This is a genomic window from Promicromonospora sp. NPDC057138, from assembly GCF_042670845.1.
Lineage (GTDB): Bacteria > Actinomycetota > Actinomycetes > Actinomycetales > Cellulomonadaceae > Promicromonospora.
Genome location: NZ_JBHUUX010000016.1, coordinates 1 through 26,943, shown reverse-complemented (window position 1 = coordinate 26,943; position 26,943 = coordinate 1). Strand labels below are relative to the sequence as shown.

The following is a 26,943-nucleotide window of genomic DNA, read 5'->3' as shown; positions in this document are numbered from 1 at the left end:
GCCGCCCCACGCGTCAGATCAGCCCGTGCCGAACCGCGTACATCGCGGCCGAGGTGCGTGAGCGGACGTCGAGCTTGATCAGGATGTTGCTGACGTGCCGGTGAACTGTCCGCTCGCTCAGGAAGAGCTGAGCGGCAATCTCGGCGTTCGTCTCGCCCGCGGCGATCAGCCGCAGCACCTCGGTCTCCCGTGGGCTCAGCACGGCAAGGTGCACGTTCTGAGCCGACATGAGCCAGCGGACCCGGGCGGCGTCCGGCCGTGCCCCGAGCCGCTCGAACGTCGCCAGCGCCGCCCGGAGCTCCATCAGAGCGCCCTCCTCGTCACCGAGTGCCCGGCACCCCTCCGCGATCCGTACGCCGACCTGGGCGGTCTCGTAAGGGGCGTCGAGCTCCCTCCATCGATCTGACGCCTCCCGCAAGCGGGCCAGCGCATCGGCGGGCCGATTCTCGCTCAGCCCGACAGCGCCTCGGGCGGCATCCAGGATGGCCCGCATGGCGGTCGTCGGGTAGGTCTGAGCGATCTTCTCCAGCTCGGTGAGGAAGTCCTTGGCCTCATCGAGCTGACCAGCGGCGAGGCAGATCTCGACCGCCGCCGGGAGAAGCACGAGCCGGTCGCCCGCCAGCTCCCGCTCGGCCAGGACCCGGCGAAGGCCCGCGCCGGCCGCCTGCGCATCGCCCTGGCCGAGCCGGTAGAGCGCGAGGCCGGGCTGGGCCACGCGCCCGAAGGCCGTCGCCTGCTCGAAGGCCTCCTCGACGCCTGGCCGCCCTTGGAGCCGGCGCAGCTCCCCGAGCTCGTACCAGGCATGACCGACCACCAGCCGCCCGTCCACGGCCAGGTCACGACAGGTCTGCTCGAGCTCGGCCTCGGCCCGTGACCACTCCCCACGCAGTCGCATCAGCAGCGCGCGATAGATCCGGCAGTTCCCGAAGTACGCGCCACCCAGCTGGGGCAGCGTTCCGAGCCAGTGGTCCAGGGCGACCGACCACTCCGTCGCCCGCGCGATCTCCTGCACCTCGTAGCACGAGCCGATCGCGGCGCAGTACATGACGCTTGTCGTACGCGGCGAGGTCGCCCGGGTCAGGATGCGGACCATCGCCTGATCGAGGAGCGCCAGGCCGATCTCGAGCGATCCCAGCTTGAGGGTGGCCCGGCCACGCATCGTGGTGGCGACAGTGATCAGGTCGACGTCGCCGCGGCCGAGGCCCAGCTCCGTCGCCCGATGCAGCAGACCCTCCGCGGTCGCGAAGTCACCCTTCGCCATGCACCCGTAGGCCCGCGGGATCAGGAGGTAGCCGTACTCGCCCGACCCCTGCTCTTCCGCCAGCGTCCGGGCTCGCTCGACCCAGCCTGCTGCGGCGGCATACTCGCCCCGCGCAAAGATGTGAGCACTCCAGAGCCAGTACGTCGCGCGCGTGGCCCCGTGGATCTCGCCGGCTTCGGCCCGAAGCTCGAAGCAGCGGGTCAGGACCGCGACGGCCTCGTCGATCTGCCCGACGACCTGGGCGGACTCGGCCCAGGCTTCCAGGTCATCGACAGCCAAGGGCGTGGCCCGGTCCGCGGCCGCGTACTCCTCGCAGGCCCGGAACCACCGCGACGCGTGCTGATGCTCGCGAGCGGTACCAAGGTGGCCGACGGCGTCGTTCATCGCACTCTCCCTCTGCCGATTCTCCCAGCCGGTGGCATTGGGTAGGAATACCCAGCATCGGCCGCCCGAGGATGGCCCGCTCTGCGGAAGCGACGCAGCGGGGAGGCGGGCATCGTCGACCTCAAGCCCCGAATCCAGCGGGGCACCGAACCCGGGAGGACGCCATGAACGCTCCGTTCATCTTCATCGGCACCTACAAGATCAAGCCTGGAAAGAGGGAGCAGTTCAAGAAGCACTTCGAGTGGTTCAGCTCGGACGTCGTCGAGCCTCAGGAGCCGCGACTGCACTCCTTCTACGGCTACACGGCGCCGGACTCCGACGACGTCACTATCGTCCAGGTGCATCCGGACGCCGACTCGATGGCGACCCACATGAAGGTGGGGGTGGAGCACTTCGCCACCGCCTACGCCGAGTATCTCGAGCCGGACAGCACCATGCAGATCTACGGAAACCTCACCGAGGACCTGATCCAGACGATCTCCGCCGTCGCACAGACCAGCGGGGATGCCTCGAGCGTGACGATCCGGGAGCCGTTCACCGGATTCGACCGGCTACCCCGCACGTGAGCCCGGGGGCACGGGAACGTCCACCACCCGTGCCTCGCCGACCGCGGGGGAGAGGACGCCGGCGGAGGCAGCGGCGACGTCGGCGGTCAGGGTTTCGAGCTCGTGCCGCGGCACGAGTAGACGAAGATGCGCGACGGCGTCGTAGGCGGGTGGTTCCATGACGGACCCGTGGGACTGGGCCCAGTCACGCAGCAGGTTGTCGATGCGGCCGGCGTCGGTGTGGGTGACCGCCACCTCGACCTCGAGGAGCAGCTCGCGGCGGAGCAGCGCCCCCGAGGCCGCCGCCTCGTCCAGCGCCGCCGACACGGCCCCCGAGTACGCCCGGACGAGCCCGCCGGCCCCGAGCTTCACGCCCCCGAAGTAGCGGGTGACCACGGCGACCAGGTCCGTGACGCCCCGGCGCCGGAGGACCTCGAGCATCGGTACTCCGGCGGTGCCGCTGGGCTCGCCGTCGTCGGAGGAGCGGGCCTGGTCGGCGTGGGTGCCGAGCACCATCGCCACGCAGTGGTGGCGGGCGTCCCACAGCTCCTTGCGGAGGCGCGCGATGACGGCGTCGGCCTCCGCGACGCTGCGGGCGGGAGCGAGGTGGGCGAGGAACCGGGACTTCTTGATGACGACCTCGTGGTCGACGGGGCGCGCGATGGTAATGGGCAGGCCGACGGCCCGGGGGAGGTCCACCGGAAGAGCGTACGGGCGTTTTCCGGCGTGTCCCTCTTGATTAATAGTGTGCCAAGCGTAGATTGCCACCATGACCAGTACCGATGCCACGTCACCACAGGCACGGAGCGGGGAGCTCGCCCGGTATCCGAGGCCTCCGGTGAGCCTCGAGGAGGCGGAGTGGGTGTGGCTCGAGCTGTCCACGGAGGCGATGCGGCCGGGCGCGAAGCCGGAGATGGTGCGCCTGGCGGTGATCACGGGGATGGTGCGGGCGACGGGCGCGCGGTACGGGGACCTGCTGCGCGTGCGCGTCGAGGACATCGACCTGGGGCCTGCGCGCGCCCGGACGTCGGAGGGCAGCGTGCTGGTGCGGCACGGCAAGCACCGCACGCCGCGGCGGCACCTGCTGGCGGCCGACGTCGTCGTGCTGCTGAAGCACTGGATGGTGGTGCGCGAGGAGCTCGCGTCGGAGCTGGAGGGCTCGGTGCCGCGGGCGCTTCTGCTCACGGTGCACCACACGCACGACAACGGGACCACCGTCGCGTCCGGCCTGCCGATCACGCGGCAGGGGCTGGTGCTGTCGTGGCGCCGGTTCGCGCACCGGACCAACGCGCGCTACGGCGCCCTGCGCCCGCCGCTGCCCACCCGCTTCGAACAGGTCCGCCGAGCGTGGCTGGACGCGTCAGAAGAGGGCTGACGCCGTCAGGTGGTGGCTATGCCGAGCAGCGGTGAATGGGGGGTTGAGGAGGGGAGCTCCTTGAAGCCGTAGCGGTCGTAGAACAGGCGGGCCGCGGTGTTCTCCGCCGCGTAGCCGAGGTGCACGCCCGGCACGGCACGCTCCGCGAGCGCCGTGCGGAGGGTGTCGATGAGGCGGGCGCCGAGGCCGCGGCGCTGTAGCTCGGGGAGCAGGTCGATGTGCAGGTGGGCGGGGTGGGTGGTGAGCTCGTCGTGGCGTAGGCCGCGGACCATGCGCTGGGGGTCGGTGCCGTCGTACAGGAGCTGGGCCTCGGTGTAGTCGGGGTTCCGGCCGGTGGCGGGGCCGACGGCGGGGTGGCGGGCGACGAAGCCGGGTGTCCATGCGCGGGCCCACCAGTCGGCGAAGGCCTGGGTGTCGGCGACGGAGATGATGTACCCGGATGCGCGGCCGTGGTGCTCGACGACCCAGGCGAGGTCGGGGGAGTGGTCGACGTAGGGCAGCGCGTAGACGTCGGGCATGAGCAAGTCGTCGGAGTAGATGCCGCGTGCGTCGCCGCCGGCCGCGGCGGTGCGGACGCAGATCTCGGCGACGTCAGCGCGGTCGGTGGTGCGGTAGGGGCGGATGAATGGATCGGTCACCTGGGACACGGTAGCGCGCCCCGGTAACCGGCCAGCACGTGACCCCGAGTTTGCCGCGAGAACATGCCGGTAACCCGATCGTCACGAGATCGCAATGTGCAATCGTCACGCAAGTTCGTTACGGTCGATTTGTCATGCAGAACCTCGAAGAGGAACTCAAGCACATCCATCCGACCGAAACCACGGTGGCGTTGAGGGAGCCCACCGTCGCCGACGGAGCAGCGATGTGGCGCCTCGCGCGCGACAGCAAGACGCTGGACCTGAATTCGTCCTATGCGTATCTCCTCTGGGCACGTGACTTCGCCCGGACCTCCGTGATCGTGACCGTGGACGGCGAGCCCGCGGGGTTCGTCACCGGGTACGTCCGGCCCGACCAGCCGACCACGCTGATGGTCTGGCAGGTGGCCGTGGACCACGCCTACCGCGGGCAGCGCCTGGCGTCCCGGATGCTGGCGCACCTTGCCGGGCAGCACCCGGGGTGCACTCACGTGGAGACCACCATCACCTCGGACAACACGGCGTCGATCGCCCTGTTCATGTCCTTCGCGTCGGCCCAGGGTGCGCCCGTCGACGTGCGGACCGTCTTCCCGACGGAAGCGTTCCCGGACGGCCACGACGCGGAGCTCGTGTTCCGCATCGGGCCACTTTCCTGACCTCGTCCAGGTCGATCCCCAGAAAACCCCACATCTCAACCGATCTACCACAGCCGAGTCCGGTCACCGGGGCCGGACCGTGGAAGGAGCCATGCGCCCGAATACCGCTGTGCCTGTTGGCACGTCCTCGACCAGTACCGCTTCGACGAGCGTCTTCGACGAGCTCGAGTCCCAGGTCCGCAGCTACTGCCGGAGCTGGCCCACGACGTTCACGACCGCCGCGGGCAGCACGCTGCACACCGAGGACGGGCGAAGTTACCTCGACTTCTTCGCGGGGGCGGGTGCCCTGAACTACGGGCACAACCACCCGGTGCTGCTCGAGGCGCTGATCGACTACCTGCGGAGCGGCGGGGTCGTGCACTCGCTGGACATGCACACCGCGACCAAGCGGGAGTTCCTGACGACGTTCCGGGACCGGATCCTGGCGCCGCGCGGCCTGGACTACAAGGTGATGTTCCCGGGGCCGACGGGGACGAACTCGGTGGAGAGCGCGCTCAAGCTGGCCCGCAAGGTGACCGGCCGTCAGCACATCCTGTCGTTCACCAACGCGTTTCACGGGATGACGCTGGGCGCGCTGTCGGTGACCGGCAACTCGATGAAGCGCAACGGCGCGGGCCTGCCGCTGACCAACAGCTCGAAGATCCCGTACGACGACTACTTCTCGGGCGCCACGGAGGATTTCCTGTGGCTCGAGCGGGTGCTGAGCGACAGCGGGTCCGGCGTCGACAAACCGGCCGCGATCATCGTGGAGTCGGTGCAGGGCGAGGGCGGTCTCAGCGCCGCGCGGCCGGAGTGGCTACGCGCCCTGTCCGAGCTGTGCCGTGCGCACGGGATCCTGCTGATCCTCGACGACGTCCAGGCCGGCTGCGGCCGCACCGGTGACTTCTTCAGCTTCGAGGAGGCGGGGATCAACCCCGACATCGTCTGCCTGTCGAAGTCGATCTCCGGGTTCGGGCTGTCGATGTCGCTGACGCTGATCCGGCCCGACCTGGACCAGTGGGAGCCGGGCGAGCACAACGGCACGTTCCGCGGCCAGAACACCTCGTTCGTCACGGCGACCGCCGCGCTCAACGAGTTCTGGTCCGACGACGCGTTCGCCGCCGACGTGCGGGCGCGCGGCGTCGAGCTGCGCGACGGCCTGACCAGGATCGCCGACGGATACCAGGGCGCGGTCGTCAAGGGCCGCGGCTTCCTGACCGGCATCAAGTTCCAGGACGACTCGGCGGCGGCCAGGATCGCGGCGGCGTCGTACGAGCGCGGCCTGCTGGTCGAGACGTCCGGGCCCGAGGATGAGGTCCTCAAGACCATGCCCGCCCTGACGATCACGTCGGACGAGCTGCGCTCCGGCCTGGACATCATCGCAGCGGCCGCCGCCGAGGTGCTGGGCGCGCCGGCCATCTCGGACACGGCACAGGACAGCCCAGCACAGGACGGGAACCGATCCCGAGGAGAGGACGACAAGTGATAGTGACACGACTGGCCGACCTGGACGGCACCGACCGCGACGTGCGGTCCACGACCTGGCGCAGCCGCAGGCTGGTGCTCGCCAAGGAGGGCGTCGGGTTCTCGTTCCACGAGACCACCATGTACGCCGGCACCGAGACCGAGATGTGGTACGCCAACCACATCGAGGCCGTGTACTGCGTGGGCGGCACCGGCGAGCTCGAGAACCGCGAGACCGGCGAGGTCCACGAGATCACCGACGGCACGATGTACCTGCTGGACGGCAACGAGAAGCACACCATGCGCCCGACGACCGACCTACGGCTGATCTGTACCTTCAACCCGCCGGTCACGGGCCGCGAGGTGCACGACGCCGACGGCGTGTACCCGCTGATCACCGAAGAAGAGACGACGCGAGAAAGGATCACAGAGAACAGCACCGAGGAGGTCGCCGTATGACGACGAGCACCACCAGCAGGGACCTGTACCCGACCCGCGTCGAGGGCGACGCGTCCGAGATCCCGCGCCAGGACGAGGTGGTCTGGGGCAGCGCGGCCGACGGCCCGCTCGTCCAGGAGCTCCTGGACGGGTTCGACCGGACCGGGTACCTCGTGTTCGAGGACCTCGTCACGCCCGCCGAGGTCGCGGAGTTCCGGGCGGAGCTGGAGCGGCTCTCCACCGACCCCGCGGTCCGCGCGGACGAGCGCACCATCATCGAGGGCACCTCCCAGCAGGTGCGGACCATCTTCGAGGTGCACAGGACCAGCGACGTGTTCGCCCGCATCGCGCGCGACCCGCGCGTGGTCGGCCGGGCCCGCCAGATCCTCGGCTCGGACGTGTACATCCACCAGAGCCGGGTCAACCTGAAGCCCGGCTTCGGCGGAGGTGACTTCGCGTGGCACTCGGACTTCGAGACGTGGCACGCCGAGGATGGCCTGCCCCGGATGCGGACCGTCAGCATCTCCATCTCGCTGACCGACAACTACTCGTTCAACGGCCCGCTGATGATCATGCCCGGGACGCACAAGACCTACGTGTCCTGCACCGGGCGGACGCCGAACGACAACTACAAGTCCTCCCTGGTGATGCAGAACGCCGGCACCCCCGACGAGGGCATCCTGACCCGGATGGCCGACGAGCACGGCATCGACGTCCTCGCCGGCACGGCGGGCAGCGCGATCATGTTCGACTGCAACTGCATCCACGGCTCGAACGGCAACATCTCGCCGTACCCGAGGTCGAACATCTTCCTGGTCTACAACAGCGTCGAGAACGCCGCCGTCGAGCCGTTCGCGGCCGAGCAGGCGCGCCCCGAGTTCCTCGGCGCGCGGGACTTCACCCCGATCGCCGACTGATCGCAGGTGTCGGACGCTCAGGTCACCACGGTGACCCGAGCGTCCGACACCTGCGGGCCGGCACGCTCAGTCGGGGATCGCGCCCGACGCCGACTCCAGGTGGGCGCGGACGAACCAGTGGAACTGCTCCAGGTCGTGCAGGTGCCCGATGAGCAGGTCGTTCGTGACGATGTCCAGGTCGGCCGTCTCGTCGGCAGCCTTGCGGTGGAAACTGATGATGGAGTCGTACACGCCGTCCAGCTCGGCCAGGTGCTCGATCGCCGACGCACGGCCGAGCTTGTAGTCCTCCCCGGTGCGGGCAGCCACCAGCGCGCCCGGCGTACCGACGGGGACGCCGCCCAGCGTGGCGATCCGCTCAGCGATCTCGTCGACCATCGCGCGGACCGCCTCGACCTGCGGGTCGAGCATCTCGTGCACGCCGATGAAGTGCGGCCCCACCACGTTCCAGTGCACGTGCTTGAGGGTGAGGTGCAGGTCGTTCAGCGCGTGCAGCCGCTGCTGGAGAATCTCCGCGACCTCGGCCCCCTGCTCGGGAGTGAGGGACGGGACGGTGTAGCGGGGCAGCTTCGGGGACATGCGCGGGATCCTCTCTTCCGGTCGGATCAGCTCCGCCCATCGTCACGCGCCGAGCCGCCGGTCGCCAGCGCGAGGAGCGCGATCCCCAGCGCCGCGAGCGCCGCGAGCAGGACGGCGCCGGGCACGGTGGCGCCGGTGACGAGCATGGTGAGGCCGCCGAGGAGGCCGGTGCCGCCGAGGACGGTGAGGTCGCGGCGCCAGCCGACGAGCAGGGCGACGATCTCGGCGCGGCCGCGGGGTGGGAGGTGTGCTGCCCACCAGGTGATGCGGGTCAGGAGGTAGGCGAGGAGGGCGGTGGGGAGCGACCAGGGGTCGAAGGGTTCGGAGGTGAAGCCCCACAGGAGGATGCCGGACAGGACGACGATGCCGCCGGCTGTGGTGGGGGTGGGTCGCGCGACGAGGAGGCCGGTGCACACCAGGACGATCGTCCAGACCATCGAGTCGGAGATGCCCGGGCTGCGGCCGGCGGCGGTGAGCAGCAGTGCGGGGGTGAGCAGGAGGAGCGCGAGGCGGAGTACCCAGCCGCGCAGGGTGGGGCCGGTCTCGGCGGTGACCTCGGGCAGGGGGCGGGCGGCGGGGTCGGCGAGGTGGAGGCGGAAGCGGCGGATCCACTCGGTGATGAGGTAGCGGGTCATGGGGTGGCCGTCCGCGGGGGCGTGGTGGGGGCGGCGGTGCCGGGTACTCGGCCGGGGATGTGCCGCTGTGCGGCGCGGGCGAGTGTCTCGAACCGGACGGCGGCCTGGTCGCGTTCGGATCCGGCCCAGCGCACGACGGGTACGCCTTCGCGGTCGAGGGTGGCGAGGCGGTCCTCGCGTTCCAGGCGGGTGATGCGCCAGGCGATCCAGAGGTGGTGCTCGATGACGGGGTGCAGGTCGGGCAGGGTGTCGATCACGATGACGGGGTGGCCCTTGGTACGCCAGGTGCGGACGAGGTGCAGGGGTGCGTCGTCGAGCACGGTGGTGAACAGGTAGACGACGGCGTCGGCGGGGACCTGGGGTGGGCGGACGCGGTGCTCGGTGGCGCGGTCCTTGGGGTGGGCGAGGGCGAGGCCGTGCACGACGCGGCGTAGGTGGCGGCGTCCGGACGCGGGCGGGAGGGGGCGGCGTCGTCGGGCGAGGTCTTCCAGGCCGACGCGGTCGCCGGCCTCGACGAGGGCCTGGGCGACGGAGGCGGCGGCGTGCCGGGCGAGGTCGAGCGACGTCGGCTCGTCGACGCGGAGGGTGCCGTAGCCGCGCCAGGTCCGCAGGTCGGGCCCTACTTCGTCGCGGGAGTCGACGACGAGGACGGCTGTCGCCTCGGCGCTGGACCAGGTGCGCCGCACGTACAGGGTGTCGAGCTCGGGGGAGCGGCGGGCGGTGGTGCGCCAGTCGATGCGGCGCAGCCGGTCGCCGGGTGTGAAGGGGTGGATGTCGCGCAGCTCGGAGCCGTCGCCGAGGCGGCGCGAGGAGTGCGGGCCGGTCAGTCCGCGTAGCCGCTGGGGCAGTGGCAGGCGGCCGAGCGGGACGGCGCCGGGCAGGACGAGGCGGCGCAGGCCGCCGACCGCCGTCGGCTCCTCCTCCCAGGTGCCGTGCCGGGAGCCGCGCACGTCGATCGCGAAGGTCTCCTGCGGGCCGGTGCGCACCGAGGAGAGGCGCAGGGGAAGGCGCCGCTCGGCGGCGTCGTCGGTGTCGTCCCCGGAGCCGGCGTCGGTGTGGACCCCCGGGCGGGCGTGGGCCGCGAGCGCGAGGTGGGTGTCGCGGTGTCCGGTGGCGGCGATGCGGAGGTGGATGACGTCGGCGGTGTCGGGGGTGGTGGTGAGGTGGAGGGTGCCGGTGAGCTCGCCGGGGGTGGTGGTGCCGGGGGGTTCGTGCAGGGTGGCGGTCAGGGGTGCGGTGGGCCGGGTGGCCGCGGCCCAGGTGGCGGCCAGCAGGCTGGGGATGCCGATGAGGGCGATGTCGGCGCGGCCGGCGAGGACGGCGGCGGTGAGCAGGAGGACGCCGGTGACGATGGCGGCGGTGTGGGCGGAGGTGGGGCGCCAGCCGTGGTGGCCGTCCGCTGGTGTGCCCTGGGAGGTGCGTCCGCGGGCGACGATGATGCCGCCGACCGTCATCGGGCGCGGACCGTGGCGGGAGTGGGGACGGAGTGCAGGAGGTCGGCGACGATGTTCTCGGGCCGGGTGGCCGACGCCCAGGCGGTGGGGGTGAGGGTGATGCGGTGGGCGAGGACGGGGATGGCTATGCGCTTGACGTCCTCGGGCAGCACGTAGTCGCGTCCGTCGAGGACGGCGATGGCGCGGGCGAGCAGGACGAGGTTCTGCGACCCGCGGGGGGAGGCGCCGACCTCGAGGGAGTGGTGGCCGCGGGTGGCGGCGGTGAGGTCGACGCAGTAGCGCACGACGTCGGGGTCGACGGCGACGGCCTCGGTGCCGGCCTGCATGGCGCGGACGGTGGCGGGGTCGACGACCTGGCGCACGGGGGCGGCTTCCTGCCGGCGGGCCAGGCGGCGGGTGAGGACCTCGGCCTCCTGCGTGGGGTCGGGGTAGCCGACGGCGAGGCGGACCATGAACCGGTCCAGCTGCGCCTCGGGCAGGGGGTAGGTGCCCTCGTACTCGACGGGGTTGGACGTCGCCAGGACGTGGAACGGGTTCGGCAGGGGGCGGCTGGTGCCCTCGATGGAGACCTGGCGTTCGGCCATCGCCTCCAGGAGTGCGGACTGGGTCTTGGGGGCGGTGCGGTTGATCTCGTCGGCGAGGAAGAGGCCCGTGAAGACGGGTCCGGGGCGGAACTCGAAGCTGCGGGTGGCGGGGTCGAACACCGACGAGCCGGTGATGTCCGCGGGCAGCAGGTCGGGGGTGCACTGCAGGCGGGCGAAGTCGAGCCCGAGCGCGGTGGCCAGGGAGCGGGCCGCGAGGGTCTTGCCGAGGCCTGGCACGTCCTCGAACAGGACGTGCCCGCCGGCGAGGATCGTGGCCAGCGCGGTCTGCAGCGCGTCCCGCATGCCGACGACGGCGGTGCCGACCTCCGCGAGGACCTGGTCGCCGAGTGCGGCGACGTCGGCGACGGGGAGTGTGTTCTTCGGGTCAGGCACGGTTCTCCTCGGTGGTGGGCGTGGGTGCGCTGGGCGTGCGACTGCTGGCTGTACTGGGGCTCGCGGTGCTGGGCGCGGCCCCCAGGCGTTCGATCACGTCGAGCCAGGACTGGACGGTGCGCGCAGTGGGCGGCCGGCCGGACGTGAGCTGGCGCAGGACGGCGGCGCCGAGCAGCCGTTCGGCGTCGGGCCGGGCGGCCGGGTCGGCAGGGTCGACGCCGTGCGCGCGGAGCCGGTCGGCGGCCAGCGCCCGCACGCGCCGCACGACCCGCTCGGTGACGAAGCCGTCGCGGCCGAACACGGACCAGCCGAGGTCGGACACGTCGTGCCGTCCGCCGGCCCGGGCCTCGACGACCGTGCCGGGCCACTCGGGGTCGCCGGCGGGGTGCTCGGTCGCGGACCACAGGACGCTGATCGTGCTGGCCAGCGCCACCGCAGCGAGGGCGTGCGCCACGTCGACGACGCTCCAGAGCACGAGCCCGGCCGCGACCAGGACGGCGAGGACCGTGACGGTGACGACCCGCCGCCAGTTCCAGGACCTCATGCCGGGGGCGCCGTCTCGACGTCGTGCACGTCCAGGCTGCGCGCGATGTCCGCGAGCGCCTCGCGGGCCTGGGTGACGGCTGCGCGGTCGATGGGCCGGTCGGTGAAGCGGGCGCGCTGGTAGAGGGTGCGCAGGCGGGCGACGGGGGCGGGTGGTGCGGGGGTGGCGGCCAGGACGGTGCCGGCGAACTCGGTGGGGGTCTGGGCGGGGTCGCGGCGGGTGCCGGCGCGTTCGGCGGCTTCTTCGAGGGCGACCCAGGCGGCGACGACGGCGTCGCGGGGGCGGGTGTGCCCGTCGAGGTGGGCGAGGGCGCGGGTGACGGCGTCCTGGATCTCGGGCAGGTCGACGTCGTCGCCGAGGGAGTCGGCGGCGGCGGTGCCGGTGAGGCTGTCGGGCCTGGCGCGGGTCTTCTCGCGGCGGACGGCCAGGAGCTGGCGGACGGCGAACCCGACGAGGGTCGCGACGAGGAGTGCGAGGAAGGCGGCGGCGATCAGGCCGAGCCAGCGGGTGTCGGTGGGGGGCTGTTCGGGGGCTGGCGGGGACATGCTGGGGCTGGGGTTGGCGCTCGGCATGTTCTGGTGGGGCATGGAGAGCTCCGGGAGGGCCAGCTGGGGTGTGCTGAGGCGCCAGGGGGTGGCGGTGGCGGCGCCGAGCACGACGACGGCGACGAGCAGGCAGACGACGGCCAGGCGGGTGGTGGCCCTCATGCGGACGGCTCGCTGCCAGCGGTGAGGTGGTGGGCGTGGACGCCCGCGACGGCGGCCGCGACGAAGGACGCGGGGTCGGCGTCGAGGTTGCGGCCCATGGTGCGCAGCCCGGCGGGGGAGGTGCGGAGCGTGTCGACGAGCGTGGTGTCGGCGGGGACGTCGACGAGCGTGTGCCGGGGGGCGTCCGCGGTGAGCGTCAGTGCCTGTTCGCGGATGCGCCCGGTCAGCGGTGCGCCCCAGGCGGGCAGGTGCTCGACGTCGGTGGTGGGGACCGGGACGGGGACGTCGGCGGGTGCGAGCGCGACGCGGGTGTACGCGGTCAGGGAGTGGTGGGAGACGCCGAGGTGGCGGTCGCGGGGGTCGGCCCCGGACACGCGCAGGGACGCGACCGGCCGGCCGTGCAGGGTGGCGGCGGCGTTGACGGCCTCGCCTGCGGCGACGCCCGAGTAGCCCCAGCGGGTGCCGGTCCCGAGGTTGCCGGGTCCCTGGGCGACGACGGCGACGTCGCACCCGGCGACGTGGCGGGCCGCGAGCAGGCCGGTGTGCACGGTGACGGCCTCCAGGTCGCCGCCGAAGGCCTGGCCGACGGTGATGCAGGTGGCCAGCCAGCCGGCGTCGCGCAGGGCGGCGACGGTGCGGGAGAACGCGGCGGGCAGCGCGCCGCCGTCGGTCATGACGTAGGCGACCTTCAGGGCGTCGGGGGTGCCCGCCCGGGCGGCGGCGGCGTGCCGCAGGCCCGCGACGACCGCGGGCAGCGCCGAGTGCAGGTCCGCGACGACGACGGGCATGCCGTCGAGGCTGTCGGCGTCGGCCAGCGTGGTGTGGTGGGGCGACTCCTGCTCATCGACGCCGAGCACCATGGTCTGCAGGGGCGTGTACCGGGCCTTGACGAGGTGGCCGGGCCCGGCCGCGGGGTCGGGCGGCAGCCGCGTCCCGGGCGACGCGGGCCCCACGACGAGCGCGTACCCGCCGGTGCCCAGGCCCCGCGCCAGGGCGGACACGTTCAGCAGCAGGGCGTCGCCCGGCACGGGCTCCCCGACCAGGTCGGTGTACGCCAGGGCGCGCACGGTCACCGGCCCCGCCGCGCGGCCGGGCAGCGGCCGGTCCAGGGTCACCTCGAGCTCGAGGGCACCCCGCCACGACTTGCCTGTGGAAATCACGGTCCCGATCCGCCACGTCATCACACGGTGGAGGCTACCGGCCGATACCGTTGTCCTGATGCCCACCGACCCGTCCCCCAGCCAGTCCTCCACCATGTCCTCATCTGTGCCCTCGTCCGAGCCATCGGCGACGGCGCCCGGGCTGAACCCCGCCGAGCGGCTCCTGAACCTCGTCATCGCGCTCGTGAACACGAACGCCGCGATGACCAAGCAGCAGGTGCGCACCGCGGTGGCCGGGTACTCGGACGCGCCCAGCGACGAGGCGTTCGAGCGGATGTTCGAGCGGGACAAGGACATGCTGCGCGCCCTGGGCATCCCCGTGGTGACGGTCGGGACCGGTGGGCACACCGACGAGCTCGGGTACCGGATCGACCAGGACGCCTACGCCCTGCCGCCCATCGACCTCACCCCGGCCGAGCTGGGCGTGCTGTCCCTGGCCGCCCAGTTCTGGCAGGACAAGACGCTGCAGACCGACATCAACCGCGCCATGGTCAAGCTCCGGGCCGCCGGCGCAGGCGACCCGTCGGCCGACGCCCTGGCCGGCCTCGCGCCGTCCGTCCGCGCCGTCGGCGACGCCTACGGGCCCCTCATGGAGGCGATCGAGGCCCGCCGGTCCGTCACGTTCAGCTACCGCGCCGCGTACAACGGCGCGGTCCTGACCCGGCACGTCCAGCCCTGGCGCATCGCGGCGCGCGACGGCGGCTGGTACCTCATGTGCTTCGACCGCGACCGGCAGGCGCCCCGCGTGTTCCGCATGTCCCGCATCGAGTCCCGCGTCCGCATCACCGGCCCGACGGGCGCCTACGAGATCCCGGACTTCGAGACCGACGTCATGCTCGGCAAGTCGCACGGCGAGGTCCGGCAGGCCGTGGTCGCCGTCCGCCCCGAACGCGCCGGAGCCCTGCGCGCCCGCGCCAAACCGGTGGCCGACGGCGACCGCGAGGCCTACAGCGAGCGCCTGCCCGACCCGGCCGGCGCCGGTGCGGGGGACCGTGCTGGTGATCATGCGGGGTGGGACATCCTCGAGGTGCCCTACCGGTCCCTGAGCGGCATGGCGTCCGAGGCCGCCGGGTACGGGCCGGCGCTGGTCGTGCTCGAACCCCAGGCGGTCCGGGACGAGACGGTGCGGCGGCTCACGGCCGCGGCAGCTCTCGGCTCCGGGTCTCCGGCCGGCTCGGGGGCGCCCCGTGGCTGAGCGCGCGGACGACCGGCTCCTGCGCCTGCTCGGCATCGTCGCCTACCTCGACGGCGCCGGGCCCGTGCCCGTGGCCGACCTCGCCAAGCGGTTCGGGACCACGCCCGCGCAGATCCAGAAGGACGTCGACGCGCTCTGGGTCTCGGGCACCCCCGGGTACTGGCCCGACGACCTCATCGACTTCGACGCCGCGTCGATCGACCGCGGCGTCGTGCACCTCACCGAGGCGCGCGGCATGACCCGGCCCCTGCGGCTCGGCACCCGGGAGGCCGTGGCCCTGGTCGCGGCGCTGCGCGCCATGAAGGCCACCGACGCCGTCCAGGCCGACCCCGCGCGGTCCGCCGTCGTCGAGTCCGCCCTGGGCAAGCTCACCGACGCCACCGGGGAGGCCGCGAGCGCCGTCGACGTGCGGCTCGCGCCGGGCGGGGACCGGCAGGTGGTGGCGGCGATCTCGTCGGCGCTGGTGGCGCGGCACCGGTTGCGGATCCGGTACGTGACGTCGTCGGACGTGGTCAGCGAGCGGGACGTGGACCCGGTGCGGCTGCACACGCAGGACGAGTTCGCCTACCTGGCCGCCTGGTGCTACCGGGCGGCGGCGCCGCGGACGTTCCGCGTGGACCGCATCCTGGAGGCCGTCGAGACGGACATCCCGGTGCAGGAGCACCCGGGCGTGGGGGAGCCGTCGGCCGAGATAGATTTCGCCGCCCTGTTCGCGGGCGGTTCCTCGCCGCTGGCGACCATCCGGTTCGCGCCGCGCGCGCGGTGGTTCGCGGAGGAGGTCCCGGTCGAGTCGGTGCGCAACCTGCCCGACGGCGACTTCGAGGTCACGCTGCGCGTCACCAACCCGGGCTGGCTGCGCAGCACGCTGATCCAGCTCGCACCGTACGTGCGGTCGGTCTCGCCGAGGTCGCTGGCCGACGACGTCGCCGGGACGGCCGCCGAGGCCCTGGCGGTCTACGGCGAGGACGCCGCCGCCCAAGACGCCGCCCAGGACCCCTCTGTCCAGGACTCTGCGGCCCGAGACGAAGCCACATCGCGGATTCGGCACTAGGCTGAGCGACCATGTGGTTCTGGGTGTGGACCCTGCTGATCGTAGGCAGCCTCGTCGGAGCGTTCTTTCTGGCCCGTTATCTCTGGCGGGCGGCAAAGGGCCTGATGGAGGAGCTGGGCCGGGCCTCTCGCCGGATCGGTGAGTCGAGCGACCGGATACAGGAGCTGTCGGACCGGGCGCGCGAGGTGGCGCGCACGCAGCACGCCGGGCCGAGCCTGTTCGACGACGTGACCATCCACTATCAGCGCGTCAACGCGCAGCGGGTGGCCCGTGCGGGGCGCAAGGAGGCGCGCCGGGCGAGGCACGTGGTGACGTGGCAGAAGTGGAAGCACTTCAACGACTGATCTCGGCCGAAGCGGATTCGTGCCTGGCTCGGCGTCGTTCTGGCGGACGCCGCTACCTTGCGTCCACCGGAGGGCTACCTTTGTGCCCCTCGGGTCCGCGTAGGATCGGTCATATCCGCACCACGCGTATCAGCATCGCACCGTAAGGAGTCACCATGACAGGCGCCCTGCAGCCCTGGCACTGGATTGTTCTGATCGCCATTGTCCTGCTTCTCTTCGGGTCCTCCCGCCTGCCGGGTCTGGCCAAGAGCGTCGGCCAGTCGATGAAGATCTTCAAGAAGGAGGTCAACGAGCTGCGCGAGGACAAGAGCGGCAACGCTGCCGACAACGCGCCGGGCGGGTCGACCACCTCGAGCCCGAGCTCGACGGCGGGACCGGGCGCGGGCTCTGGCACCGACTCGGTACCGGGCTTGATCTCCAACAAGGACCGCGACATCCCCAAGGCCTGACCGGTGGCACGAACGAGGCGGTCGCCCGACGGCCGTATGCCTCTGCTCGAGCATCTGCTGGAGCTGCGCAAGAGATTCGTCCTGATAGCGGTCGGCCTGGTGGTCGGCGCCATCGTCGGATGGCTGCTCTATGACCCGCTGCTGGTCCTGCTCCAGCGCCCGCTCGTGGTGGCGGAGGAGCTGCGGGGCAACGAGATGACCCTGAACTTCGCCGGGCCGATGGCGGCGCTGGACCTGAAGATCAAGTCGTCCCTGTTCCTCGCGGTGTTCGTCACCTGCCCGTGGTGGCTGTACCAGGTGTGGGCGTTCATCACGCCCGGCCTGAACAAGAACGAGAAGAAGTACGCGTACGGGTTCGTCGGCGCCGCGTTCCCGCTGTTCCTCGGCGGGGCGTACATGGCGTGGCTCGTGTTCCCGCACGCGATCCAGATCCTGTCCGGGTTCCTGCCGGACGACGCCACCGCGTTCACCAACGCCCAGGAGTACCTGTCGCTGGTGATGCGGCTCCTGATCGCGTTCGGGCTCGCGTTCCTTTCCCCGGTGCTGCTGGTCGGCCTGAACTTCGCCGGCCTGATGTCGGGCAAGGCGCTGCTGGGCGGCTGGCGGTGGGCCATCCTCGTCGCGTTCACCTTCGCCGCGATCATCACGCCGACGCCGGACGCCGTGACGATGATCCTCGTCGCGCTGCCCATCTGCGTGCTGTACTTCGGCGCCGTCGGGGTGTCACTCCTGCACGACAGGCGCGCCGAGCGGCGGCTCGAGGCCGCCGAGCTCTGACGCCCGGTTCGTGTGTGGCGACCTGGGTGTCACACACGGACCGTAGGCTGTGCCCATGAGCGACCTGAGCCCCGCCGAGCGGTACACGGCCTTCCGGTCCCAGAGCCGTTCAGCGGCCGAGCATCCCGAGCTGACCCGCTTCCGGGAGGTCATCGGGTTCGAGCTCGACGACTTCCAGGTGCAGGCCTGCGAGGCCCTCGAACAGGGACGTGCAGTACTCGTGGCGGCCCCGACCGGCGCGGGCAAGACCGTCGTGGGCGAGTTCGCCGTCCACCTGGCCCTGGCCTCGGGCCGCAAGGCGTTCTACACGACGCCCATCAAGGCCCTGTCCAACCAGAAGTACGCCGACCTCGTGCGCCGCCACGGGATCGACAACGTCGGCCTGCTCACCGGCGACACCACGATCAACGGCGAGGCGCCCGTGGTGGTCATGACCACCGAGGTGCTGCGCAACATGCTGTACGCCGGGTCCTCGACCCTGGACGGCCTGGCCTACGTCGTGATGGACGAGGTGCACTACCTCGCCGACCGGTTCCGCGGCCCCGTCTGGGAAGAGGTCATCATCCACCTCTCCGACGACGTGCAGCTCGTCTCCCTGAGCGCGACCGTGTCCAACGCCGAGGAGTTCGGCGACTGGCTGGAGATGGTGCGCGGCGACACCGCCGTCGTCGTCTCCGAGCGCCGGCCCGTGCCCCTGTGGCAGCACGTGCTCATGTCGTCGCCTGAGCCGCGCGGCAAGCCGCGCCTCCTGGACCTGTACGCCGGGCACGTCGACCCGACCGACCCCGGCACCAGCCCGCCCATCAACCCGGACCTGTCCGCCGCCTTCCGGTCCGGGCGCGGCGGCAACCGCCCCGGCGAGCACGGCGGCCGAGGCCGCGGCGGAGCCCGCGGGCGCGGCGACCGCGGATACCGCGGCCCCAACGGGCGAAGGGGCGGCGACAACGGGGGCGGAGGCATCGGACCGAACCGGCGCACCCCGCCGCGGTTCATCGTCATCGACGCGCTCAACGCGGACGCGCTGCTGCCCGCCATCTACTTCGTGTTCTCCCGCGCCGGCTGCGAGGCCGCCGTCGACCAGTGCCTCAAGGCCGGGCTGCGGCTGACCAGCCCGCAGGAGGAGGCGACCATCCGTTCCGTCGTGGAGGAACGCACCGCCGCCATCCCGCCCGAGGATCTCGACGTGCTCGGCTACTGGTCCTGGTCGCAGGCCCTGGCACGCGGCATCGCCGCCCACCACGCCGGCATGCTGCCCGTGTTCAAGGAGACCGTCGAGGACCTGTTCTCGCGCGGCCTCGTCAAGATCGTGTTCGCCACCGAGACCCTCGCGCTCGGCATCAACATGCCCGCCCGCTCCGTCGTCCTGGACAAGCTCGTCAAGTGGGACGGCACCAGCCACGTCCCCGTCACCCCGGGCGAGTTCACGCAGCTCACCGGGCGCGCCGGGCGCCGCGGCATCGACATCGAGGGCCACGCCGTCGTCGTCGACCACCCCGCCCTGGACCCCGTCGCGCTAGCCGGCCTCGCGTCCAAGCGCCTGTACCCGCTCAAGTCCAGCTTCCGGCCCACCTACAACATGGCGGTCAACCTCGTGGCCCAGGTCGGCCGCGACCGCGCCCGCGAGGTCCTGGAGACCTCGTTCGCGCAGTTCCAGGCCGACCGCGGCGTCGTCGGCCTCGCCAAGCAGGCCCAGGCCCACGCCGAGGCCCTCGACGGGTACGCCAAGGCCATGACCTGCGACGTCGGCGACTTCGCCGAGTACATGGAGCTGCGCCGCGCCATCAAGGACCGCGAGAAGGACCTGTCCCGCGCGGCCTCCGGCGCCCGCCGCGCCGAGGTCGTCGCCTCCCTGGAGCAGCTGCGCCGCGGCGACATCGTCGAGGTGCCGTCCGGGCGGCGGCGCGGGTACGTCCTCGTGCTCGACCCGGGCGAGCCCGGCGGGTTCGACGGACCCCGCCCCACCGTCCTGACCCAGGAACGCCAGGTCAAGAAGCTCACCCTGGCCGACGCCCCCGACGGCCTGGAGACCGTCACCACCGTCAAGATCCCCAAGGCGTTCAACCCCCGCAAGCCCGACGCGCGCCGCGACCTCGTCTCCTCGATGCGCAACGCGCTCGGCGCCCTGGCCGACGACGTGCCCTCCGCCCACTCGGCCGCCCACTCCACCAGCAGCCCGGCCAGCAGGGCCGCGCGCGGCGGCAAGGCCCTCGGACGCCGCACGGACGCCGCCACCGACTCCGAGTTCGCCCGCCTGCGCAGGGCTCTGAAGGCCCACCCCTGCCACGCCTGCCCCGAGCGCGACGACCACGCCCGCTGGGCCGAACGCTGGAACAAGCTCAAGCGCGAGCACGACCAGCTCGTGCGCCGCGTCGAGGGCCGCACCGGGTCCATCGCCCGCACCTTCGACCGCACGCTCGACGTGCTGCTCACCCTCGGCTACCTCCAGCGCGCGGGCGCCGGGAACGGCCAGGCGGGCGGCGGCCAGGGCGCCGACCGGGGGAGCGCCGGCCGGATCCGCGTCACCGACGACGGCCGCTGGCTGCGCCGCCTGTACGCCGAGAACGACCTGCTGCTGGCCGAGTGCCTGCGCCGCGGGGTCTGGGACGGACTCGACCCGGCCGGCCTGGCCGCCGTCGTCTCCACCGTCGTCTACCAGGGGCGACGCGACGACGCCCCCGACCCCTACATCCCCGGCGGGCCGACCGGGCGCCTCGCCGGCGTCCTGGACGACACCCAGCGGGTCTGGTCCGAGGTCGACGACCTCGAGGAGGCGCACGGCATCGAGGCCACCGGACCGCTCGACCTGGGCCTGGTCGGCGCGATGCACCGGTGGGCGTCCGGCAAGGGCCTGGACACCGTGCTGCGCGGCTCCGACCTCGCCGCCGGCGACTTCGTGCGCTGGTGCAAGCAGGTGGTCGACGTCCTCGACCAGCTCGGCGGTGCCGCGCCGTCGGACAAGCTGCGCACGACCGCACGCAAGGCGCAGGACGCTGTCATGCGCGGCGTCGTGGCGTACTCGAGCCTGTGAGTCCGGGTCAGCGGGTGACTGTCGGGCGATCGCCCCGTCATTCGCCCGCTGACCAGTCGCTCCCCGCCGCTGACCAGGGCACCGACCGCACGGATCGCATACAGTTCCGACCGTGAGCCAGCCTGTCCGATCCATCCTGTACCGCAACGGCGTCATCCACTCCGCGGCCGACCCCTTCGCCCAGGCGATCCTCGTCGACGACGGCGTCGTGGCCTGGCTCGGCGCCGACGACACCGCCGCCGGGCTCGCCGCCCGCGCCGACCGGGTGATCGACCTGGACGGCGCGCTCGTGACCCCCGGGTTCGTCGACGCGCACGCCCATGTGCTGGAGACCGGTCTGTCGACCGACTCCGTGGACCTCACCCCCGCCGGCGGCGTGCACTCCCTCGCGGACGCGCTGGCCGCCCTGCACGTCGGCGCCCGCCGCCTGGCGGACACCGACCCGTCCGGCGACGAGGTGCTGCTCGCGTTCGGCTGGGACGAGCAGGCCTGGCCCGAGCAGCGCGCCTTCACCCGGGCCGAGCTCGACGCCGCCTGCGGCGGCCGCCCCGTGTACGCGGCACGCGTCGACGTGCACTCCGCGGTGGTCTCCACCGCGATGGCCGCCCGCGCCGGCATCGAGCACGACCCCACCTGGACCGGCATGGGCGTGTCCGGCTCCGGCTGGTCCGACGCGCCCGCCGACACCGGCCTCGTCACCGCGGACCTGCACCACACCGTGCGCGACGTCGCCCACGCGCTCTCGCCCGAACGCCGCACCCGCCTGTACCGCGAGACCCTCGCCGCATGGGCCGCCCGCGGCATCGTGTCCGTGCACGAGATGAGCGGCGAGCACCTCGACACCCGCGCCGGCCTGGCCGAGCTGCACGCCATGACCGCCCGCTCCACGACCCCCGGGGCCCGGTCCGACGCCCGATCCGACGACGGCGTCCCCGCCCTGCCGCACCTCGTCGCCTACCGCGGCGAGCTCTGCCGCACCCCCGACGACGCCCGCGCGCTGCTCGCCGAGCTGCCGTTCCTCACCGGGATCGGCGGCGACCTCAACGTCGACGGCTCCATCGGCTCCCGGACCGCCGCCCTGCGCAGCCCGTACTCCGACCTGCCCGTCGACCCGTCCTCCGGGACGTTCACCGGCGCCCTGACCAACCCCGACGGCACCCCGTGGACCGGCAACCTGTACCTGACGGCCGAGCAGATCGCCCACCACCTCGCCGCTGTCCAGAGTGCCCGCGGCGAGGGCTCGGGCGTGCAGGCCGCGTTCCACGTCATCGGCGACCGTGCCATGGACGAGATGGTGCTCGGGCTCCAGGTCGCCGCCCAGCTCACCGGCGAGAGCGCCGTGCGCGCAGCGCACCACCGCATCGAGCACGGGCTGTTCGTGGACGCGACCACGCTCGCCGCGCTCCTGGTGCAGGGCGTGGGCCTGTCGGTGCAGCCCGCGTTCGATTCCGCGTTCGGCGGCAGCAAGGGCGTCTACGCCTCCCGCCTCGGCGCCATGCGCGCCGGCTCCCTGATGCCGTTCGCCGACCTCGCGCAGGCCGGCGTGCCGCTCGCGTTCGGCTCCGACACCCCGGTCACGCCCGTCGACCCCTGGCAGGGCGTGCGCGCGGCCACCGCCCACGAGGACCCCGACCAGCGCATCTCCGCGGGCGCCGCCTTCCGCGCCCACACCCGCGGCGGCTGGCGCCTGGCCGGTCTGGACCACACCGGCGCCGGGCAGCTCCGCGTCGGCGCGCCCGCGCACCTGGCCGTCTGGCGGGCCGAACGGCTCGGCGTGCAGGCGGCGCCCGGCCGCCTCAGCTCCTGGAGCGAGGAGGCCCGCGCGGGCACCCCCCTGCTCCCGGACCTCTCCCCGGACGCGCCCGAGCCGGAGTGCCTGCACACCCTCCGCGACGGCACCATCCTCCACGACACGTTCTGACCAACGGAATTGGTTGTGAGCGTGACCGTTGCGCCTATCCGCCCGTTTTAAGGGTGTGACCCAGCTGCGCCGTCGTATCCATTCTGGATGTGGGCCTGCCGGGAGCGGTGCACTGTTGCGGGTCAGCGGGCGATCGAGATCGCGAAGGGAGCGAATCCGCTGGACCGAATCACGTGCGGTACGAACAGGATCGCGGCCTCCGTGGCGCGGGCGGTCTGGATCCCGCCGAGATCAGTGATCCACTCCTTGCGCCAGCCGAGGTCGATGAGCAGTTCACGGACGGTCTGCTTGGCCTGCGGGTCCTCGCCGGAGAGGAAGGCATCGGGCGCCTGGGTGAGCGTGGCCGGCGCGGTCATCACCGGGAAGAGCATGGTGTTGAGTGTCTTGACGACGTGCGTTTCGGGGAGCGCTTCCTGGAGTTGCTCGGCGAGGCTTGAGCCGGGGTAGATCAGGTCGGCGGGCAGTCCGTCCGGTCCGTCGACGGTGGCGTTGGAGACGTCGACGAGGATCTTGTCGCGCAGTTCCTCGCGCAGGGCGACGAGCGTCTCCAGCGAGCCGGCGCCCGGGGTGGCGTTGATGACGATCCGGGCTGTGCGGGCAGCGGCGGCGGCGGCGCCCGGCGCGCGGTCCGCCACGGTCACCTCATGCCCTGCCCTGGTGAGGGCTGTGGCCAGGTTGCCGCCGACGCGGCCGTTTCCGAGAAGTGCGATCGTGGTCATGATGTTCTGCTCCTTCCGTGGGTGCGGCTTGTGGTGCGCGGGGTCAGCGGGAGAGCGTGGCGACGGCCTCGGCGTGGACGCCGGGCGTGGCGGCCAGGAAGCTCTCGCTCTGCGGGGTCCAGGGGCGGCCCTCGGCGTCGGAGATCTGTCCGCCGGCCTCGGTGACGAGCAGTGCCCCGGGCAGGAGGTCCGCGCGGGCGCCGGCGAACTGCCAGAAGGCGTCGATCCGGCCGGCGGCCACGTTCGTCAGGTGCAGGGTTGCGGGTACGGCGGTGCGGACGACGAGCGCGTCGAAGAGCATCGCGGTGATCGAGGAGCCGACGCGCCGTACGACCTTCTCGTCCTCGTCCGGCCGGGCCTGGCTGGTGGCCACGATGCTCAGGCCGAGGTCCGCGGTCGGGGCGACGTGCAGCGGCCGGCCGTCGAGGTGGGCGCCCGCGCCGGCGAGCGCGGTGTAGGTCTCGCCGGTCAACGGAAGGTGGACCACGGTGAGCACCGGCTGGTTGTCCCGCACGAGAGTGGCGGTCACCGCCCAGTCCGGCAGCGCGTGCAGGTGGTTGACGTTGCCCTCGGCCGGATCCACGACCCACCACTCGCCAGACGGCAGCGCCCCGCTGTCCAGCTCGTCCTCCACCCAGCCGGCGTCCGGGCGCAGGCTCGTGAGGCGGGGGCGCAGGATGTCGAGGGCCGTGTCGTCGTTGACGGCGAGCGCCCGCATCAGGTCCTCGCGGGTCTGGTAGCGGACCACCTCGCCGAAACGCTCACGCAGCGCCGAACCGGCCGCGCGCACGGCGATCGCGGTCTGGGCGAGCAGGTCGGCGTCGGAGGCGGCGACGTCAGTGGTCTGAAGCGTTTCGGACATGGTGGTACTCCCTTGTGAGTGGGGGGTGATGAGGCCGGTCGGGCGAAGCTGTGTGTTCCGTCCTGCGCGTTCGTCTCAACGGTAGGCAGCCCGGCCATTAACTTCAAATGCATGTTAAGCACGGCTAGGATTACTCACATGCAATTGGATTTGAATCTGCTCGCCGCGCTCGACGCGCTGCTGGAGGAGGGAAGTGTGGCCGGGGCGGCGGCGCGCCTGCATGTCACCGCCCCCGCGATGAGCCGGAGTCTGGGCCGAATCCGGCGCACGACCGGGGATCAGATCCTGGTGCGCACCGGGCGCACGATGACCCCGACGCCGTATGCGATCGCCGTCCGGGAACAGGTGCACGAGCTGCTGCACCAGGTCCAGGGGGTGCTGGCACCGAGCCGTGAACTCGATCTGGCAACGCTGGAGCGCACTTTCACACTCCGCTGGCACGATTCCCTGGTCGCCTTGAGCGGCCCCGCACTGCTCGCGGCCGTGCGCGGACAGGCGCCGGGCGTGCGCTTGCGCTTCGTCGCGGAATCGAGCATCGACACCCCCGAATTGCGGCGCGGCGAGGTCGACCTGGAGGCGAACGCCAACCGCCCGAGCGCACCGGACATCCGTGCCGAGAACGTGGGCGAGACCCGCCTCGTCATCGTCGTGAGGCGCGGGCACCCCCTCACCCGCGTCGGGACCGTCACCGCAGAGCGGTACGCCGCCGCTGAGCACGTGACCGTCTCGCGACGTGGAAACCTCAGCAATGCCCTCGACGACGCCCTCGCGCGGCTCGGCCTCACCCGCCGCGTGGTGGCGACCGCGCCCACGGAAGCGGCCGCGCTGGAGTTCGCGCGCGGCTCCGATCTCCTGATCAGCGTCCCCGAGGCCACCACGCGGTCCGCGGTCGCCGAACTCGGCCTGGTCGTGCTCCCCCTCCCGCTCGAACTGCCGTCGGCACCGATATACCTGTCGTGGCATCAGCGCTACGACACCGACCACGCCCACGCCTGGCTGCGCGGGCTGGCGCGAACCGCGCTAGCCATGTGCGGAGCGTCGTAACGGTCACGCCCACAGCCAAGCGGACGGGGCGCGACGGTAGGCTGCGAGCGTGCGCCTGCCTGAGCCATCTCGGCTGCTGTCCTTGTTCCTCGCGGTGGCCGGTGGCCTCGTCCTCTGGAGCGCATTTCCCGACGCCGGAGCGTGGCCCTCCGCGTTCGTCGCAGTCGCCGTCCTGTACTGGGCACTCGGCCGCGACAACGCCTGGTGGAACCTGCTGACCGGGTTCCTGTTCGGCATGACGTTCTTCCTGCCGCACCTGTGGTGGGCGCACGAGTCGACCGCGACCGCCCCCTGGATCGCCATGTCGACCGTGGAGGCGCTGTTCCTCGGCGCGTTCGGCATCATGTGGACCTGGGTGCGCCGGGCCCCGTTCCTGCGCCGGCGCGGCTGGCGGCTCGCCGCCGCGTTCGCCGTGCTCTACGTCGCCGTCGAGCAGTGGCGCGCCGAGGTCCCGTTCGGCGGGTTCCCGTGGGGCCGCCTCGCCTGGACGATGGTCGACGCCCCGACCGGCCGGGCCGCCTGGCTCGGCGGCACCGTCGCGGTGAGCCTGCTCGTCGCCTTCGCTGGCGCGCTGCTCGCCCTGGCGGTGGCCGGCCTGGTCCGCGCCGTCCGACGGCGCGCCCCGCGCGAGGCCGGCCGCGCCGTGGGAGCCCTCGCGCTGGGAGTCGCGGTCGCCGTCGTACCGCTGGTGCTGCCGTTGCCCACCTCCGCGAGCGCCGGGCCCGTCGAGACCCCGGAGGGGAACGAGGTGTACGACGCCGGGAGCGACCTGGCGGAGGACGGCGACCTGTGGGCCGGCGCGGTCCAGGGCAACGTGGGGGAGCCGGGGCTGGGGGCGTTCGCGAACCGGGCGGAGGTGCTGAACAACCACCTGGAGGGGACGTACACGCTGGCCGAGGACTACGCGGGCGAGCTGGACGTGGTGCTGTGGCCGGAGAACGGCAGCGACCTGGACCCGCAGACGACGCCGGACGTCGCGCGGGGCCTGGACGCGGCGTCCACCGCGGTGGGGGCGCCGATCCTGGTCGGGGCGCAGGAGTTCCCGGAGAGCGGTGGGCGGTACAACGTGTTGCTGCTGTGGCAGGCGGGCAACGGTGTGGTCGCGCGGTATGCGAAGCAGCATCCGGCGCCGTTCGGTGAGTACATCCCGATGCGGTCGTTCCTGCGGCTGCTGTCGGACCAGGTGGACCGGGTGACGACGGACATGATCGCCGGCGTCAACCCGCCGTACGTGGACGTGCCGAGCCGGCTGGGTGGGGGCGACTACCGGATGGGCACGATCATCTGCTTCGAGGTGGCGTACGACGAGATCATCCGGGACGCGGTGCTGCGTGGGGCGCAGGTGCTGGTGATCCCGACGAACAACGCGTCGTTCGGGTTCACGGCGGAGTCGACGCAGCAGCTCGCGATGTCGCGGATGCAGGCGATGACGACGGGGCGGGCCGCCGTGCAGATCTCGACGGTCGGGGTGTCGGGCGTGATCGCGCCGGACGGCACGGTGGTGCGGCGGACGGGTCTGTTCACGGACGACGAGTTCGTGGCGAACCTGCCGCTGCGGTCCTCGATCACGCCGGCCGTGGCGGCGGGGTACTGGCCGGGCTGGGTGGTCGGCGCTCTCGCGGTCGTGCTGCTGGTGGCGGGCGTCGTGGGCGGGATCGCTGACCGGCGGGGACGCGCGAGCGCGGCGTAGGACCACGCAGAACGACCGTCGGGGGGGGGGGCCCGCGGCCGCCCCCCCCCGGGGTGAAATATAAGTGTGTGGGGGGGGGGGGGGCGGGGCCCCCGCCCCCCCCCCCGACCACCTGATCGGTATTCCCGTGAAATCTGTGCGACTCCGCCGTGTGCT

27 protein-coding genes are annotated in these 26,943 nt (G+C 72.5%); 15 read left to right on the top strand and 12 right to left on the bottom strand.

The genetic code is table 11. The features are described 5' to 3' along the window. Positions 1-13: 13 nt before the first annotated feature. Entirely contained in the window at positions 14-1,645 is a 1,632-nt protein-coding gene (locus tag ACFT2C_RS11845) for a LuxR C-terminal-related transcriptional regulator (RefSeq protein WP_377207254.1), read from the bottom strand. Between the two features lie 164 nt (positions 1,646-1,809). On the opposite strand from ACFT2C_RS11845, the gene ACFT2C_RS11840 reads away from it, so the two are divergent. Then, positions 1,810-2,211 (top strand): putative quinol monooxygenase, encoded by a 402-nt coding sequence (locus ACFT2C_RS11840; protein WP_377207253.1) that lies wholly within the window; start codon positions 1,810-1,812, stop codon positions 2,209-2,211. On the opposite strand, the gene ACFT2C_RS11835 is transcribed toward ACFT2C_RS11840, so the two are convergent. Continuing rightward, entirely contained in the window at positions 2,197-2,889 is a 693-nt protein-coding gene (locus ACFT2C_RS11835) for an IMPACT family protein (protein ID WP_377207252.1), read from the bottom strand. The two genes, ACFT2C_RS11840 and ACFT2C_RS11835, sit on opposite strands and share 15 nt — an antisense overlap. A gap of 70 nt (positions 2,890-2,959) precedes the next feature. Between ACFT2C_RS11835 and ACFT2C_RS11830 the strand changes: the two genes are divergently transcribed. Next, positions 2,960-3,565, top strand: coding sequence for a tyrosine-type recombinase/integrase (locus tag ACFT2C_RS11830; RefSeq protein ID WP_377207251.1), 606 nt, complete (start codon positions 2,960-2,962; stop codon positions 3,563-3,565). 5 nt (positions 3,566-3,570) lie between these two features. Here ACFT2C_RS11830 and ACFT2C_RS11825 read toward each other — a convergent pair whose 3' ends face one another. Beyond that, a complete protein-coding gene (locus ACFT2C_RS11825) occupies positions 3,571-4,203 on the bottom strand; it encodes a GNAT family N-acetyltransferase (protein ID WP_377207250.1) in 633 nt (210 codons plus the stop codon). Between the two features lie 134 nt (positions 4,204-4,337). On the opposite strand from ACFT2C_RS11825, the gene ectA reads away from it, so the two are divergent. From ectA to thpD, 4 genes are all read left to right on the top strand, one after another. Continuing rightward, positions 4,338-4,856, top strand: coding sequence for a diaminobutyrate acetyltransferase (ectA, locus tag ACFT2C_RS11820; protein ID WP_377207249.1), 519 nt, complete (start codon positions 4,338-4,340; stop codon positions 4,854-4,856). A 91-nt stretch (positions 4,857-4,947) separates the two neighbouring features. Continuing rightward, on the top strand, positions 4,948-6,321 hold the full coding sequence (gene ectB, locus ACFT2C_RS11815; RefSeq protein WP_377207248.1) for a diaminobutyrate--2-oxoglutarate transaminase: 1,374 nt from the start codon (positions 4,948-4,950) through the stop codon (positions 6,319-6,321). Continuing rightward, positions 6,318-6,758 (top strand): ectoine synthase, encoded by a 441-nt coding sequence (locus tag ACFT2C_RS11810; protein ID WP_377207247.1) that lies wholly within the window; start codon positions 6,318-6,320, stop codon positions 6,756-6,758. Before ectB ends, ACFT2C_RS11810 begins: the two co-directional genes overlap by 4 nt. Then, positions 6,755-7,654 (top strand): ectoine hydroxylase, encoded by a 900-nt coding sequence (gene thpD, locus ACFT2C_RS11805; protein WP_377207246.1) that lies wholly within the window; start codon positions 6,755-6,757, stop codon positions 7,652-7,654. The genes ACFT2C_RS11810 and thpD overlap by 4 nt, the downstream gene beginning before the upstream one ends. Before the next feature lie 66 nt (positions 7,655-7,720). On the opposite strand, the gene ACFT2C_RS11800 is transcribed toward thpD, so the two are convergent. Genes ACFT2C_RS11800 through ACFT2C_RS11770 form a run of 7 tightly spaced genes read right to left on the bottom strand, consistent with a single transcriptional unit; the run spans position 7,721 to position 13,731 of the window. Continuing rightward, positions 7,721-8,230: a Dps family protein gene (locus ACFT2C_RS11800; RefSeq protein ID WP_377207245.1), complete on the bottom strand. Its 510-nt coding sequence runs from the start codon at positions 8,228-8,230 to the stop codon at positions 7,721-7,723. 26 nt (positions 8,231-8,256) lie between these two features. Continuing rightward, positions 8,257-8,865, bottom strand: coding sequence for a hypothetical protein (locus tag ACFT2C_RS11795; RefSeq protein ID WP_377207244.1), 609 nt, complete (start codon positions 8,863-8,865; stop codon positions 8,257-8,259). Continuing rightward, complete coding sequence (locus tag ACFT2C_RS11790; protein ID WP_377207243.1) at positions 8,862-10,319, bottom strand: DUF58 domain-containing protein; 1,458 nt, start codon at positions 10,317-10,319, stop codon at positions 8,862-8,864. Before ACFT2C_RS11790 ends, ACFT2C_RS11795 begins: the two co-directional genes overlap by 4 nt. Next, positions 10,316-11,296, bottom strand: a complete 981-nt coding sequence (locus ACFT2C_RS11785; protein ID WP_377207242.1) for an AAA family ATPase — start codon at positions 11,294-11,296, stop codon at positions 10,316-10,318. Before ACFT2C_RS11785 ends, ACFT2C_RS11790 begins: the two co-directional genes overlap by 4 nt. Continuing rightward, the gene (locus ACFT2C_RS11780) at positions 11,289-11,840 is read right to left on the bottom strand and encodes a hypothetical protein (RefSeq protein WP_377207241.1); all 552 of its coding nucleotides are present in this window, start codon (positions 11,838-11,840) and stop codon (positions 11,289-11,291) included. Before ACFT2C_RS11780 ends, ACFT2C_RS11785 begins: the two co-directional genes overlap by 8 nt. Beyond that, positions 11,837-12,547, bottom strand: a complete 711-nt coding sequence (locus ACFT2C_RS11775) for a DUF4129 domain-containing protein (RefSeq protein ID WP_377207240.1) — start codon at positions 12,545-12,547, stop codon at positions 11,837-11,839. Before ACFT2C_RS11775 ends, ACFT2C_RS11780 begins: the two co-directional genes overlap by 4 nt. Continuing rightward, complete coding sequence (locus ACFT2C_RS11770) at positions 12,544-13,731, bottom strand: DUF3866 family protein (RefSeq protein ID WP_377207239.1); 1,188 nt, start codon at positions 13,729-13,731, stop codon at positions 12,544-12,546. The genes ACFT2C_RS11775 and ACFT2C_RS11770 overlap by 4 nt, the downstream gene beginning before the upstream one ends. A gap of 34 nt (positions 13,732-13,765) precedes the next feature. On the opposite strand from ACFT2C_RS11770, the gene ACFT2C_RS11765 reads away from it, so the two are divergent. From ACFT2C_RS11765 to ACFT2C_RS11735, 7 genes are all read left to right on the top strand, one after another. Beyond that, the gene (locus tag ACFT2C_RS11765) at positions 13,766-14,902 is read left to right on the top strand and encodes a helix-turn-helix transcriptional regulator (RefSeq protein WP_377207238.1); all 1,137 of its coding nucleotides are present in this window, start codon (positions 13,766-13,768) and stop codon (positions 14,900-14,902) included. Further along, positions 14,895-15,953 carry a helix-turn-helix transcriptional regulator gene (locus ACFT2C_RS11760; RefSeq protein ID WP_377207237.1) on the top strand — a complete coding sequence of 353 codons (1,059 nt, stop codon included), beginning with the start codon at positions 14,895-14,897 and terminating at the stop codon, positions 15,951-15,953. Before ACFT2C_RS11765 ends, ACFT2C_RS11760 begins: the two co-directional genes overlap by 8 nt. 11 nt (positions 15,954-15,964) lie before the next feature. After that, entirely contained in the window at positions 15,965-16,297 is a 333-nt protein-coding gene (locus ACFT2C_RS11755; protein ID WP_377207236.1) for a hypothetical protein, read from the top strand. 155 nt (positions 16,298-16,452) lie between these two features. Beyond that, positions 16,453-16,746: a Sec-independent protein translocase subunit TatA gene (gene tatA / locus ACFT2C_RS11750; protein ID WP_377207235.1), complete on the top strand. Its 294-nt coding sequence runs from the start codon at positions 16,453-16,455 to the stop codon at positions 16,744-16,746. 3 nt (positions 16,747-16,749) lie between these two features. Next, positions 16,750-17,523, top strand: a complete 774-nt coding sequence (gene tatC / locus ACFT2C_RS11745) for a twin-arginine translocase subunit TatC (RefSeq protein ID WP_377207234.1) — start codon at positions 16,750-16,752, stop codon at positions 17,521-17,523. A gap of 55 nt (positions 17,524-17,578) precedes the next feature. Beyond that, complete coding sequence (locus tag ACFT2C_RS11740) at positions 17,579-20,551, top strand: DEAD/DEAH box helicase (protein ID WP_377207233.1); 2,973 nt, start codon at positions 17,579-17,581, stop codon at positions 20,549-20,551. 112 nt (positions 20,552-20,663) lie between these two features. After that, positions 20,664-22,472: an amidohydrolase gene (locus tag ACFT2C_RS11735; protein WP_377207232.1), complete on the top strand. Its 1,809-nt coding sequence runs from the start codon at positions 20,664-20,666 to the stop codon at positions 22,470-22,472. Between the two features lie 122 nt (positions 22,473-22,594). Here the strand turns inward: ACFT2C_RS11735 and ACFT2C_RS11730 are convergent, their stop codons facing one another. Together ACFT2C_RS11730 and ACFT2C_RS11725 are read right to left on the bottom strand one after the other, a co-directional pair. Next, entirely contained in the window at positions 22,595-23,191 is a 597-nt protein-coding gene (locus ACFT2C_RS11730) for an NADPH-dependent F420 reductase (protein WP_377207231.1), read from the bottom strand. 43 nt (positions 23,192-23,234) lie between these two features. Further along, positions 23,235-24,053, bottom strand: a complete 819-nt coding sequence (locus tag ACFT2C_RS11725; protein WP_377207230.1) for an inositol monophosphatase family protein — start codon at positions 24,051-24,053, stop codon at positions 23,235-23,237. Between the two features lie 138 nt (positions 24,054-24,191). Between ACFT2C_RS11725 and ACFT2C_RS11720 the strand changes: the two genes are divergently transcribed. Continuing rightward, positions 24,192-25,097, top strand: a complete 906-nt coding sequence (locus tag ACFT2C_RS11720) for a LysR family transcriptional regulator (protein ID WP_377207229.1) — start codon at positions 24,192-24,194, stop codon at positions 25,095-25,097. Between the two features lie 49 nt (positions 25,098-25,146). After that, positions 25,147-26,787: an apolipoprotein N-acyltransferase gene (gene lnt, locus ACFT2C_RS11715; RefSeq protein WP_377207228.1), complete on the top strand. Its 1,641-nt coding sequence runs from the start codon at positions 25,147-25,149 to the stop codon at positions 26,785-26,787. The last annotated feature ends 156 nt before the right edge of the window (positions 26,788-26,943 follow it).